At 71.6% G+C, this 12,945-nt stretch carries 12 protein-coding genes and 1 tRNA gene; 3 read left to right on the forward strand and 10 right to left on the reverse strand.

All coding sequences use genetic code 11. From position 1 onward, the window contains the following. Nucleotides 1–9 precede the first annotated feature (9 nt). The 5 genes from ACQ5BE_RS11535 to ACQ5BE_RS11555 all read right to left on the reverse strand — a co-directional run bounded on the left by ACQ5BE_RS11535 (nucleotide 10) and on the right by ACQ5BE_RS11555 (nucleotide 5,775). Entirely contained in the window at nucleotides 10–1,305 is a 1,296-nt protein-coding gene (locus ACQ5BE_RS11535) for a glycosyltransferase (RefSeq protein WP_430297157.1), read from the reverse strand. A gap of 83 nt (nucleotides 1,306–1,388) precedes the next feature. Continuing rightward, on the reverse strand, nucleotides 1,389–3,923 hold the full coding sequence (pcrA, locus tag ACQ5BE_RS11540) for a DNA helicase PcrA (RefSeq protein ID WP_430297158.1): 2,535 nt from the start codon (nucleotides 3,921–3,923) through the stop codon (nucleotides 1,389–1,391). A gap of 50 nt (nucleotides 3,924–3,973) precedes the next feature. Continuing rightward, on the reverse strand, nucleotides 3,974–4,222 hold the full coding sequence (locus ACQ5BE_RS11545; protein ID WP_208711732.1) for a hypothetical protein: 249 nt from the start codon (nucleotides 4,220–4,222) through the stop codon (nucleotides 3,974–3,976). Nucleotides 4,223–4,280: 58 nt separating this feature from the next. Further along, nucleotides 4,281–4,790: a DUF892 family protein gene (locus ACQ5BE_RS11550; protein ID WP_430297159.1), complete on the reverse strand. Its 510-nt coding sequence runs from the start codon at nucleotides 4,788–4,790 to the stop codon at nucleotides 4,281–4,283. Between the two features lie 154 nt (nucleotides 4,791–4,944). Beyond that, on the reverse strand, nucleotides 4,945–5,775 hold the full coding sequence (locus tag ACQ5BE_RS11555) for an inositol monophosphatase family protein (protein ID WP_430297251.1): 831 nt from the start codon (nucleotides 5,773–5,775) through the stop codon (nucleotides 4,945–4,947). A gap of 65 nt (nucleotides 5,776–5,840) precedes the next feature. Between ACQ5BE_RS11555 and ACQ5BE_RS11560 the strand changes: the two genes are divergently transcribed. Continuing rightward, nucleotides 5,841–6,467, forward strand: coding sequence for a hypothetical protein (locus ACQ5BE_RS11560; protein ID WP_430297160.1), 627 nt, complete (start codon nucleotides 5,841–5,843; stop codon nucleotides 6,465–6,467). A gap of 24 nt (nucleotides 6,468–6,491) precedes the next feature. On the opposite strand, the gene ACQ5BE_RS11565 is transcribed toward ACQ5BE_RS11560, so the two are convergent. Beyond that, nucleotides 6,492–7,304, reverse strand: coding sequence for a DUF998 domain-containing protein (locus ACQ5BE_RS11565; protein WP_430297161.1), 813 nt, complete (start codon nucleotides 7,302–7,304; stop codon nucleotides 6,492–6,494). A gap of 57 nt (nucleotides 7,305–7,361) precedes the next feature. Between ACQ5BE_RS11565 and ACQ5BE_RS11570 the strand changes: the two genes are divergently transcribed. Next, nucleotides 7,362–7,435, forward strand: a tRNA-Arg gene (locus ACQ5BE_RS11570). A gap of 13 nt (nucleotides 7,436–7,448) precedes the next feature. Next, entirely contained in the window at nucleotides 7,449–7,886 is a 438-nt protein-coding gene (locus ACQ5BE_RS11575; RefSeq protein ID WP_430297162.1) for a DUF6314 family protein, read from the forward strand. 27 nt (nucleotides 7,887–7,913) lie between these two features. Here ACQ5BE_RS11575 and ACQ5BE_RS11580 read toward each other — a convergent pair whose 3' ends face one another. The 4 genes from ACQ5BE_RS11580 to ACQ5BE_RS11595 form a co-directional block, all read right to left on the reverse strand. After that, nucleotides 7,914–9,080, reverse strand: coding sequence for an alkaline phosphatase family protein (locus ACQ5BE_RS11580; protein WP_430297163.1), 1,167 nt, complete (start codon nucleotides 9,078–9,080; stop codon nucleotides 7,914–7,916). Beyond that, nucleotides 9,077–10,360, reverse strand: a complete 1,284-nt coding sequence (locus ACQ5BE_RS11585) for an alkaline phosphatase family protein (protein WP_430297164.1) — start codon at nucleotides 10,358–10,360, stop codon at nucleotides 9,077–9,079. Before ACQ5BE_RS11585 ends, ACQ5BE_RS11580 begins: the two co-directional genes overlap by 4 nt. A 93-nt stretch (nucleotides 10,361–10,453) precedes the next feature. After that, nucleotides 10,454–10,912, reverse strand: coding sequence for an NUDIX hydrolase (locus tag ACQ5BE_RS11590; protein ID WP_430297165.1), 459 nt, complete (start codon nucleotides 10,910–10,912; stop codon nucleotides 10,454–10,456). A 74-nt stretch (nucleotides 10,913–10,986) separates the two neighbouring features. Then, a complete protein-coding gene (locus ACQ5BE_RS11595; RefSeq protein ID WP_430297166.1) occupies nucleotides 10,987–12,879 on the reverse strand; it encodes an ABC transporter ATP-binding protein in 1,893 nt (630 codons plus the stop codon). Nucleotides 12,880–12,945 lie beyond the last annotated feature (66 nt).

Below are 12,945 nucleotides of genomic sequence, written 5' to 3' on the forward strand. Positions count from 1 at the left end.
TGGTAGAAATCAGGGGCGGTGCTGTAGGCGGGAGCCGACGGATTCGATGACCTCGATGCTCTCCGCGAGCGGGTCGTGCGCCGCGAGCTCGGCCCGCACGGCCGCGACGCGGGCGCGCATCGCGTCGTCGGCGAGCACACGGTCGACGGCGGCCCGGATCGCCTCGGCGCGCGGGCGCTCGGTGCGCAGGTCCTCGGCGAGGCCGCGGAAGGCGAGCCGCGCGTTGACGTCCCCCTTGCCCTCGTTGAGCCCGGCGACCACCATCGGCACGCCGTGCGCGATCGCCATGAGCACCCCGCCCTGTCCGCCGTTGGTGATGTAGACGTCGGAGGCGGGCAGGACAGCGTCGAAGTCGACGAACTCCTCGACCACGACGTCCGGTCCGCCGATCCGCTCCCGCACCGGCGCCGCCGGCTGCCGTCCCGTGGACACGACCAGCTGCATGCCGCTCCCCCGCAGCGCCTCGACGGCCGGGTACACGAGTTTGGCGAAGTCCGCGGTGTCGATGGTCCCCTGCGAGATGAGCGCCCGACGCCGGTACCCGCCGAGCGGGACATCGGCGCCCCGGTCTCCGCCCGGGTCCCGCCACGGCAGGAGCGCACCCACGTGCCGCACCTTGGGATTGACGCGGCTGCGCGGGAAGTCGAGGCTCTGCGTGCCGGTCTGGATGACGGCGGTCGCGTAGCGATAGGGCAGGTCCGTCATGACAGTCCGCAGGCTGAAGGGCACCCCGTGCTGCGCGAGGATCTCGCGGTAGCGGACCTTGGCCGGGCGGAACACTACCTGGTTGGACACGTAGCGCGCAGCTGCGTGCTTGGCGCGGTCGAGCCGGTTCCGTGCCTGCCCGAAGCCGAAGAACATCGGGGGCACGTCCGGGTCGCTCTCGATGTCCCCGATCACGTTGACCGGCACAGAGTGGACGCCGAGCAGGCGCACGGCGAGCTCGGCAGCGAAGAACCCGGTGTCGTGCACAAGGACCGTGAAGGGGAACTCGCCGTGGATCTCGCGCAGGTCCTCGAAGAACCGGCCCACGTTGTCGGCGAAGATGGCCCGGCCGTCGAAGGCGATCTGCCGAGGCCCGCTGAGCTTCACGCGCTCGGGGAAGACCTCGTTGATGTTCTCCGCCGTGATCTCGACGGCCCGCCGGTAGGGCTCATGCCGGACGCCCATGCGCCCGAGCTTCCCCGCGTAGAGGCTTCCGGTGTAGAACGCGACCTCGTGGCCCGCGTCCTGGGCGGCCGCGGCGATCCCGGTGAGCGGGTTGAAGTGGCCGTCCTGGGTGAGGCTGGCGAAGAGGATCTTCATGGCACGGCTCCGTTCACGCCCAGAGACCACTCCTACGGTAGGCCGGGTCTGCGCCCGTGAGAAGGGCCGCGGGGCGTGCCGCCTCAGCCCACCTTCGTCAGGGGCGCGTACCGCAGCAGGAGTCGCTTCTCGCCGACGTCGAAGCTCACCTTCGCGACGGTCTTGTCGCCCGCGCCCTCGACCCCGATCACGGTGCCGTTCCCGAACGCGGTGTGGTTGACCTTGTCCCCCACGCTGACGGAGATGACCTCCTTCTGCGGCTGCACGCGGCCCTTCGTCGTGGCCGCGGACGCGGGCGAGATCGTGGCGAAGCTCGCGTTCCGGCTCGCCCCGGCGCCCCACGACGAGCCGCCGTACCGGGACCCCGCGCCCCCGTACCGGCCGTTGAAGCCGTCTCCGGCGGTGCCCACGGCCGGGGGCCGCTTGGAGCCCTCGCGCTTCCACTGGATGAGTTCGGCCGGGACCTCGCCGAGGAACTGGCTCGCCGGGTAGTACTCGCTCTGGCCCCAGAGGCTGCGGACCTCCGAGCGCGTGAGGTAGAGGCGCTTGCGGGCCCGGGTGAGGCCCACGTACGCGAGGCGCCGCTCCTCGGCGAGCTCGTCGGGGTCCGTGGCCGCGCGACGATGCGGGAACACGCCGTGCTCCATGCCCGTCAGGAACACCACCGGGAACTCGAGCCCCTTGGCGGTGTGGAGGGTCATCAGCGTCACGACGCCCTGCCGCCTCGCCTCGGCCACCGCCGCGTCGACCTCGGCCTGGGAGGCGCCGTCGGGCGTGTCCGGGATCTGGTCCGCGTCCGCCACGAGCGAGACCTGCTCGAGGAACTCCTCGAGGCTGCCCTCGGGGTTCTCGCGCTCGTACTCGCGCACGACGGCGACGAGCTCGGCCAGGTTCTCGACGCGCGACTCGTCCTGGGGGTCCGTCGAGGAACGGAGGCCGGCGAGGTACCCCGTCTGCTCGAGCACAGCCTCGAGCGCCTCGGCGGCGCCCGAGCCCTCCGCGACGGCGGCGAGGTCGTCGAGGAGCTTGACGAAGGCGTTCACCGCGTTGAGCGAGCGGGTCGCCATACCGGGCGCCTCGTCGGCGCGCCGCATCGCCGCCATGAACGAGACGCGGTCCCGCTCCGCGAGCGCGGCGATCGTCCCCTCGGCCCGCTCGCCGATGCCGCGCTTCGGCTCGTTGAGCACGCGGCGGAGGTTGACGTCGTCGTCCGGGTTGACGAGCACGCGCAGGTAGGCGAGCGCGTCCTTGATCTCCTTGCGCTCGTAGAAGCGCGTGCCGCCCACGACCTTGTACGGCAGCCCGACCCGCATGAGGATCTCCTCGAGGCTGCGGGACTGGGCGTTGGTGCGGTAGAAGACCGCGACGTCGCCGGGGCGGAACTCGCCGGAGTCGGTGAGCCGGTCGATCTCCTTGGCGATGAAGCGCGCTTCCTCGTGCTCGTTCTCGGCGGCGTAGCCGATGATCTTCTCGCCGTCGCCCTCCGATGTCCAGAGCCGCTTCTCGGGCCGGTTCGGGTTGCGCGAGATCACCGCGTTGGCGGCGGAGAGGATGGTCTGGGTCGAGCGGTAGTTCTGCTCGAGCTTGATGGTGCGGGCCTCGGGGTAGTCCTTCTCGAACTCGACGATGTTGCGGATGTCCGCGCCGCGGAAGGCGTAGATCGACTGGTCCGAGTCGCCGACCACGGTCAGCTCGGACGCCTCGTCCCCCTCCCCGACGATCTCCCGGACGAGCGCGTACTGGGCGTGGTTGGTGTCCTGGTACTCGTCCACGAGGACGTGGCGGAAGCGGCGGCGGTACATCTGCGCGAGCGCGGGGAAGGCCCGGAACATGTACACGGTCTCGGCGATGAGGTCGTCGAAGTCCATCGCGTTGGCCTGGCGCAGGCGCTGCGTGTAGCCCTTGTAGACCTCGGCCACCCCGGCTTCGAAGGGGTCGTTCAGGTTGGCGCGCCCCGCGAAGTCGTCCGCGTCGATGAGCTCGTTCTTGAGCGAGGAGATCTTGTGCTGGACGGCCTTGGGGGCCACCTTCTTGGGGTCGAGCTCGAGGCCCTTGTGCACGAGGGTGATGAGGCGGAGGGAATCCGCCGAGTCGTAGATCGAGAAGTTGGAGTTCAGGCCCACGGACTTCGCCTCGCGGCGCAGGATCCGCACGCACGAGGAGTGGAAGGTCGAGATCCACATCCGCTGGGCCCGCTCGCCCACGAGCGCCTCGATGCGCTCGCGCATCTCCGCCGCGGCCTTGTTGGTGAACGTGATGGCGAGGATCTCGCCGTGGTGCGCCCGGCGCGTCGCGATGAGGTAGGCGATGCGGTGCGAGAGCACGCGCGTCTTGCCCGAGCCGGCGCCGGCGACGATGAGCAGGGGGCTCCCCGCATGGGTCACGGCCTCGAGCTGCTGGGGGTTGAGGCCCTCGAGCAGGGCGGCCGCCGACTCCTCGGCCTCGCGCCGGGCGTCCTCGGCGGGGTCGGAGGCCGGCAGCCAGCCGGCAGGCATGTCCTCGGGCGCGCCGTATTCCTCGTCGGGCACCGGCGGCAGCTCGTCGGGATCCGGTTCCTGCGCGCCCCCGGGCACACCGGGCTTGGGCACGTGGGCATAGGGATCGAAGAGCATATCCATGATCCCTCTATTTTAGGCCGCCGGTGCCGGCGGAGCGGCAGCGTGCGGGATCACCCGCCGGCGCCGTCCCTGCGCACCCCGTACCGGTGCCCCTCGCTGTCCACCTCGACCTCGATCCCGTCGACCTCGTGCTGGGTCCTGAGGTCCTCCGGGTTGGGCCGGTGCCGCAGCTCCTCCTGGGCGATGCGCCGGTTCGCGGGCCCGTAGACGTCCCGCAGCCGGCCCATGACACGCATGAACGTGCTGACGCGTGTCTCCGGGGCGCCTGGCTCGTGCTGGTTCTCGTTGTGGTGTCTCATCGTTCCTCCCGTCGTGGCTCCCCCGTTCACTGGTGCGGCCGGCCCCGCTCAGTCCGTCTCAGTCCGGCCTGGCCTGGACGGTGTCCCCGCTCGCGAAGACGGTGCGCATGAGCCCGAGCACCTGGTTGCGTGAGGCGAGCTGCTCCGCGACGCACTTCTCGAGGCGGTCCGCAACGTCCCCTTCGAGCCACTCCCTGGCGTAGACGGCGAGCGGCTCGTACGCCGCGATGGCCGCGTACTGGATCTCGAGCGCGAGCGGCAGGACCGCGAGGTCGAGGATGCCCTCGTCGGTCTTGCGGACCACGGAGTGGACCTCCTTGTCGAGCCCGTCCGCGGTATGCGCAACAGGAACGGCGACGTTGCGCTCGAGTTCGGCGAAGAGGTCCTCGAGGGCGGCAGTATGGGCCCTGGCCTCCTCGGACAGGTCCCGCATGAGGGCCCCGACCTCCGCGCGCTGCGCGTGCTGCTCAAGGGTCCCCAGGGTCACGATCGCCCGCCGGGTGGTTCCCCGGGCGATGCCCATCCGGTACACGAAGAGTTCATGGGCCTCGGAAAAGTGCTCAAACATGGCAGTCCGTCGCCTCCCAGCTGGCGTGCGGCGGGCGCGAAGCCTGTTGGCACTTCTTGCGGGGCGTCCGCCTCAGTCCTTGGGTCCATTGTCCCGCCGCCTCACAGGGGCTGCAATGGACGCGCCACCGCCCGTTCGGGCGGCCGGCCCCGCCTCAGCCGAGCCGCGCCGAGGCGAGCGCTGCCACGACCTCCCGCACCGCCGTCGTGCCCCCCGCCGCGAACCAGGTGAGCCCGTTGACCTCCACGGTGGCGGTCGAGCCGCCCGCCGCGGTCACGATCGCCTTGCCAGGCAGCCAGTCCCACTGCGGGCAGGAGTGCTGGAACCAGACGCCGATCTCGCCGGTGGCGACCCGGGCGAGGTCGCACGAGCCGGAGCCGAGGATGCGGATCGACGCGGCCTGGACGGCCGCGGCGTGCCAGGGCATCGCAGACAGAGGCTGCTCGAGCCAACGCGGCTGGATGGACGTCGCCGCGCCGAGGAGCCCGAGCCGCGCGTCGGCCGGCCCGGCGAGCGCCTCGCCGTTGAGGGTCGCCGGCGTTCCGTCGCCCCCCACCCACAGCTTGTCCTCCTGGGGCTGGTAGATCGCGCCGAGGAGGGACTCCGGGTCGGCGTCGCCGTCGGCCGCCTCGCCCCGCAGGGCGAGCGCCGAGCACCAGTAGCTCGAGCCCGTGAAGAAGTTGAGCGTCCCGTCCACGGGGTCGATCACCCACGTGCGCCCCGAGGCCGAGGGAACCTGGGCCCCCTCCTCGCCGAACACGCCGTCGTCAGGGCGGCAGCGCCGCAGCTGGGCCAGGACGTAGGCCTCGGCGGCCTTGTCGGCTGCGGTGACGATGTCCGAGACGGAGGTCTTGCGCTCGGCGTCGAGCCCGTCCTGCCGCATCCGCAGCGCCAGGCCGCCGGCGGCCCGCACGAGGGCGGAAGCCAGGTCCGCGTCATTCAGACCGGGGTCGAGGTCGGGAAGGGAATCGAGGTGCTCGCTCATCTCAGCCACGGGCCCCAGCCTACCGGCGCCCAGTCCGCCGCCCCCCGGGAGGCGATAATGGGACCATGTCCAAGACCCCCGCCCAGCGGGCACGCAAGCACGGCGACCGGGCTGCGGCCGCGCCGGGCGCCCGTGCCGGCCAGCCCGTGAACCCGACGACCCAGCGGACGCCCGAGCAGGCCCAGGGCAACGCGAAGCTCATCATCATCGCAGGCCTCGTGGCGAGCGTCTTCATGTTCTGGTACCTGCACCTGCTGACCCTGACGCAGATGACCCAGCTCTCGGGCGGCCTGGCCATGCCGGACTCGCTCATCGGCGGATTCTCCCCCGACTACATCTCCCAACTGCGCGGGGCGATGGACGACGACGCCCTCGGCCAGCTCAACTACGTGCACAAGACCGCGGGGACCATCTTCCCGCTCGCGGCCGGGTTCACGTTCCTGCTGGTGTTCGGCTCCTGGCTCAAGGCCAAGGCCCGGCGGTGGTCCGCGTTCGCGCTCGTGGCCGCGTTCGTCGTCGTGCGCCTGGGGGGCAACGTGGCCATCGACACCGCCCTGGGCTCACCCACCGACACCGGGGCGGCGGTGCTCGCGTCGGTGCTCGTCGTGGCCGGGTGGGTGCTGCTGGTCCTCATGCTCGCGGCGGCCGCCGCGGCCGTCCTGCTGGCCAGGAGGCAGCGCACGACGGCGTGATCCCGGCGCCGCGGTCCGGCCACCTCAGGCGCGGGCTCTGGCGAGCGCCCGCGCGGCCCGGGCGGGCACGCCCAGCCGCCACGCGAGGACGGCCCCCACGAGGGCGATGCCGATCGTGACCGGGTAGCCCATGAGCCGCTCGAGCGTGCCGGGTTCGGGCACACGCATCTGCAGCGCCCCGCCCACAAGGGTCGAGGTGAGCGCAGTCGCGCCCAGGAGCAGGACCGGCCAGGCGGCGGCCGTGCGGCGCAGCCAGAGGAGTCCGAGGACCACGAGCGCGCACGAGCCGCCCAGGAAGTATGCGGTGGCGCCCGCCAGATGGACGGCCTCCACCGAATCCTGCGGGAAGAGCCCCACGACCGCCACCCCGATCCCCGCGGCCCCGAGCAGGAGCCGGACCGCGAGCGTGGCGAGCCGCGGGACGGCGACCCTCGCGTGGGAGGCGGGCGACGGCGTCGTGCGCATCAGGGCGGCGGTGAGGCGGCGCTCGGCGAGCACGGCCGGCCATTCAGCGGCGACCCGGAGCACCGGGGACGTCAGGAGCAGCGCGGCGATGACCATGCCGATCCCCTGCAGCACGAAGGAGACGTCCATGAGGGCGTGCAGGGGCGAGCAGATCTCACGGGTGCCGTGGAGGCCACAGCTGACCTGGCCGAGGTCCGAGATGAAGCCGAGCCTGCGGCTGTACGGCGCGGGTCCGGCCCACTGGGCGATCGTGGCCGCCTCGGCGGCGAAGAACTGCACGACGCTCACGGCCGACCACGCGCCGAGGTAGAGCCGGATGCGTTCCGTCCGGCCGCCGTCGCCCGAATCCTGCCGAGACCGTGCCTGTGCCACGTCGCCAGCCTAGCCTCACGACCTTGTATGCTGGTGCGTGCCCGCTCTCGCGGGCGGGCCCCCGTAGCTCAGTAGGATAGAGCGGCCCTCTCCTAAAGGGCAGGCCATCGGTTCGATTCCGGTCGGGGGCACTTGTCGTATCCAGTGCCTGACCTGCACGCGTTCCTCCGCGGCACGTGGTCCGTCGAACGGACGATGCTGGACCGCGCGACCGGCGCGCGGGGCCGCTTCTCGGGCACGGTCACCTTCGCCCCCCTCAGCACCGATGCGGACGACGGCGCCCTGCAGCAGCGCGAGGAGGGCACCGTCCGCTGGGGTGCCCATGAGGGACCGGCGACGCGGGAGTACGTATGGCGGCCCGGAGCGCACCCGGGCGCGATGGAGGTCTTCTTCCCCGACGGGCGGCCCTTCCACTCGGTCGACCTCACCGGCGCGGCCTCCGACGGCACCCACTGGTGCTCCCCCGACGACTACCGCGTGCGCTACGAGGCGGCGGGCCCCGACGAGCTGCGCTGGACGTGGGACGTCACGGGCCCGGCGAAGGACCTGCTCCTGGAGAGCGTCCTGCGCCGGACCCGCTGAGCCTGCCGTCCCTTCACGCTGAGGGGCTCAGACGCCCTTGTTGTACACGTCGAGCCCGAAGCGGTTGAGGCCCGGGGTGCCGGCGTACCCGAGGTAGGGCAGGCCGTTGAGGTCCTCGATGCTCGCGAGCAGGCTGTAGTGGTTGTACGGGGTCGTGGACCACGTGCCGCCGGCGGTGAACGGCGAGAGCACGAGCGCGCCGACGCGGCCGCCGCCCATCCCGGTGATGCCGGGCAGTGCTGCGTTGGGACCCGGGCCCTCGCCGCAGCACGCGCTCGCGTCCTGCTGCGGGCCGTCCGACTCGTCGAACGTGATGACCAGCACTCCGTCCTTCGTGAACGCGGACGAGTTCGTGATGACGGGCACCCACTGCTTGAGCCACGCGTCGGCCGAGACGAGGCCGCCGGGCTGGCCGTCCACGCAGGGCGAGTCATGCCCGTCGTGGCAGAGGTTGGGGGTGATGAAGGAGACTGCCGGGGTGGTCGAGGCCGAGGCGAGGTCGCCGCTGAGGGCGGTCAGGTCGACGTCGTTCTTGGCGCAGTCCAGGGAGCCGGTAATGCCCGCGAAGTACACGAACGGGTTGTGGCGCGCCGCGTACTGGTCGCCGACCCGGGCCTTCTGGGTGTCGTCCACCGCGCCGAGCTGAGGATGGCGGCAGGGCGTGCCCATGTCCTCCATGTAGCCCTTCCACGTCTTGCCGGCCGCGGTGAGCTGGTCCGCGACCGTCGGCACGCCGGACGGGTACACGCACCCGCTGCCCACCGCCTGGCCCTGGGCCGCGGTGCCGGTCTGGACGAACGGCGAGTAGGTCTGGCAGTCCGCCTGGGTCTGGCTGTTCGGGCCCTGGCCCGAGATGTGGGAGATGTAGTTGTCCAGGGAGTTGTGGCCGGTGCCGTAGTAGCTGTTCAGCAGGACCCCCTGCGAGCGCAGCGTCTGCGAGAGGTAGGGCGCCTGCGAGGACGGGCCCCAGGTCTCGTCGTAGCCCTTGTTCTCGAGGTTGATGACGAACACGTGCGAGCTCGAGGGCAGGTACTGGGGAGCGGTGTCGGCCGCGCTGGCCTCCTGGCCTGCTCCGGTGCGCACGAGCGCGACGGCGGCGAGCACCAGCACGGCGAGGGCTGCGAGCACGACGGCGAGCGGGCGCCGTCGTGCGGAGAGGGCAGGGGCGGCAGGGGCGAGCTGTGGGCGGTTCATGCGAGCTTCCATCCTTCCGCGATGGCGCGGTTCTTGAGCGGGTGCCACTCGTCCTCCGGGTCTCCGCCGGGGAGGGGCGTGCAGGGTGGGCCGGCGGCGAAGGGAGGGACCGTGTAGGCCGGGGCGGCGAGGTTGGGCGCCGAGGCGAAGTCGAGGACCTCGGCGATGTTGGCGGCGTTGGCGTCGCGCGGGGTGAGCGCCTGGAGGTTCCAGCGCCACTCGATGGCCTTGAGGACCGAGGTGTGGTCGTAGGTGCCGGAGGCGACGGCCCCACGGGGGGCGAAGGGCGAGACGACGAGGGCCGGGACGCGGAAGCCTCGCAGCGCCGTCGTCTGGCTGGTGTCGGGCGCCGTGGTCGGCGCGACGTGGTCGTAGAAGCCGCCCCACTCGTCGAAGTTGACCACGAGCATGGTGCGGGACCACGCCGGGGACGTCGTCACGGCGCGGTAGACCTCGTTGAGGAAGAGCTCTCCCGAGCGGACGTCCGCGTGGGGGTGGTCGTCGCCGGACGTTCCCGAGCCCTCGTCCATGAAGCGCGGGTCGACGAAGCTCACCGACGGCAGGGTGCCGGCGGCGCAGTCGCTGAGGAACGCCGAGTACGGCGAGGAGATCGGCATGTACTTGGTCCCCCACAGCGCGAGGAACGGCACGTCGGAGTAGTAGTACTTCCCGCTGACCCCGGCGGCAGCGAGACGGTCCCAGATGGTGGGGATGGTCGCGTTCGCGGAGGAGTTGTGGATGCGGTCTGTCTGGGCGGCGTGCTGGTAGAAGCGATTCGGGTACGTCTCTGCCATCACCGCAGCGAAGTAGTTGTCGCAGACGGTCCAGCCGGGCGCGGCCTGGGCGAAGAACGCGAGGTCGGCGTCCGTGTAGTAGCCGATGGCGAAGTCGTCGTTGTCGCCGGCCCGGAGCCAGCCGTCGCACCTGCCGTTGTTGAACTCGATCAGCCCGCCCTCCTGCGAGTGGTCGGGGTCGGGGTGGCTGCACCCCTGGTAGTCGGCCAGGTGGTGCGTGCCGTGCGGGATGCCGTAGCGGTCGGTGTAGGTGAGACCGCTCTGCTTCCCGTCGGCGCCAGGGAGCCATCCGAGGAAGTGGTCGAAGGAACGGTTCTCCATCATCACGACGATGATGTGGTCGATCCCGGACGCGGCAGGGTCGGCGGGCAGGGCGGAAGGCGCGATGACCCGGGCGGCGGACGGCGCGGCGGCCCCGGTGAGGGCGGCGGCGCCGAGGGCGGCGAGGGACGCTGCTGAGAGGAAGCTGCGGCGGGTAGTGGTCACGGCCCACCAAGTTACCGCCGGGTAGTACGTAGGGCGCCGGACTTCAACGAGTGTTCACGTCTGGTTCACCGACTTCCCACGCTGCTCCCAGCTTCAGGAGGCTGGCCGCGTCGAGGGGTCATGTCCCTGCGTTGAGGGGTCGCGTCCCTGCCGCACGAGCAGGGGAAGGACGTGGTCGGTCAGGAGCGGCGCCAGATCCGCCGACGGCTCGGCGGCGGGATCGATCCAGCGGAGCTCCTCGATCTCGGCAGCGGGATGGACCTCGCTCGGATTGTGCTCCCCGGGCGCGGTGAACACCGTCGCCTCGATGTCGGTGGCGGCTTCATTCGCGGCGAGCGCAGTCCAGGCGCCCAGCAGCACGAGGTCCTCGGCCGGGACGTCGATGCCCACCTCTTCGGACAGCTCACGGCTCGCGGCCTCCGCCGCGGACTCGCCCGGCTCGGGCTTTCCGCCCGGATGCATGAAGCGGTCGGTCCCCCGTTTGCGGACGGTCAGGAGGCGCCCCTCCGGCGAGTAGACGCACACGGCAGAGACGGTGATCCGGGCAGGCACAGTCAGAGACTATCCGATGGCCCTCGGCGCAGGGCGATGGCCCTCGGCGCAGGGACATGACCCCTCAACCGGGGCTACTGCGCGAATTCGTCCGCCACCGCGGATGCCTCCGCGAACTGGGTCGTGTACAGCTCGGCGTAGCGGCCGCCGGCCGCGAGGAGTTCGGCATGCGTCCCGCGCTCCACGATTCGGCCGTCCTCGACCACGAGGATCTGGTCCGCGGCCCGGACCGTCGAGAGCCGGTGGGCGATCACGACGGCGGTGCGCCCCTCGAGCGCCTCGGCAAGGGCCGCCTGCACGGCGGCCTCATTGGTCGAGTCCAGGGCGGCGGTGGCCTCGTCGAGGATCACGACGTGCGGCGCCGCGAGCAGGAGCCGCGCGATCGTCAGCCGCTGGCGCTCGCCGCCGGAGAGCCGATAGCCGCGCTCCCCGACGATCGTGCCCAGGCCGTCGGGCAGCGAGCGCACCATGGCCTCGAGCCTCGCCCTGCGCAGCACCTCCCACAGTTCCTCGTCGGAGGCACCGGGGCGGACCAGCCGCAGGTTCTCGGCGATGGTCTCGTGGAACAGGTGCCCATCCTGGGTGACCATCCCGACCGTGCCGCGCATGGACTCGAAGGTCGTGTCCCGCACGTCGACGCCGCCGATGCGCACGGCGCCCGAGTCGACGTCGTACAGCCGGGCCAAGAGCTGGGCGACCGTGGACTTGCCCGCGCCCGAGGAGCCGACCAGCGCCACCGTCTGCCCCGGATCAACCCGGAACGAGATGCCGTGGAGCACCTCCTCGCCGCCGCGCGTGTCGAGCACCGCGACCTCCTCGAGGGACGCGAGGGAGACCTTCTCGGCGCTCGGGTAGGCGAAGCGGACATCGTCGAACTCGACGGGCACCGCGCCGGAGGGCAGCGCCCTGGCGTCGGGCTTCTCAGTGATGAGCGGGGCGAGGTCGAGCACTTCGAACACTCGCTCGAAGCTCACGAGCGCGCCCATGATCTCGACGCGCGCGTTGGAGAGGTTGGTGATCGGCGCGTACAGGCGGGTCAGGAGCAGGGCGAGCACGACGACGTCGCCCGCCGCGAGCTGTCCGCCGATCGCGAGCCAGCCGCCCACCCCGTAGACGAGCGCGAGGGCGAGCGAGGAGACCAGGGTGAGCGCGGTGATGAACGTGAAGGTGAGCATCGAGGAGCGGATCCCGATGTCCCGCACGCGCCTGGCGCGCACGGCGAACTCGCGGGACTCCTCGTCGGGGCGGCCGAACAGCTTGATGAGCGTGGCGCCGGGGGCGGAGAAGCGCTCGGTCATCTGCGTGCTCATGGCGGCGTTGTGCGCAGCGGCCTCGCGCCGCAGGTCGGCGACCCGGCCGCCCATGCGCCGTGCGGGGACGAGGAAGATCGGCAGGAGGATGAGCGCGAGGACCGTCACGAGCCAGGACTTCTGTGCCATGACGGCGACGGTGAGGACGAGGGCGACAGCGTTGCTGACGACGCCGGAGAGGGTGCCCGCGAACGCCGACTGGGCCCCGATGACGTCGTTGTTGAGCCGGCTCACGAGCGCGCCGGTGCGAGTCCGGGTGAAGAACGCGATGGGCATCTTCTGCACGTGGTCGAAGACGGCCCGGCGGAGGTCGAGGATCACGCCTTCGCCGATGGTCGCGGACAGCCACCGCGTCAGGAGCCCGAACCCGGCGTCGGCCACCGCCACGACGGCGATGAGGACGGCGAGCCACACGACGGTGGAGACGTCCTCGCGAGCGACGATCGCGTCGACCACCTGCCCGGCCAGGACCGGGGTCGCCACCGCGAGCACTGCCGCGACGACCGAGGCGAGCACGAATGCGACCAGCCGCCCGCGGTGCGGCCTCGCGAAGCCGAGGACCCGACGGAGGGTCTCGCGGTTGAACGGGTTCCTGCCGTCCGTGGCCCGCGTGATCTGATGCAGCGAGCTCCACGCCGCGCTGTACATGCTGCTCATGAACTCTCCCGAGAAAGTGAAAGACCCGCCGACTCGCGATTGGGGGGTGCGCGAGCCGGCGGGCTA

Origin of the sequence: Sinomonas sp. B1-1 (assembly GCF_050474465.1) — a bacterium.
GTDB lineage: Bacteria > Actinomycetota > Actinomycetes > Actinomycetales > Micrococcaceae > Sinomonas > Sinomonas flava.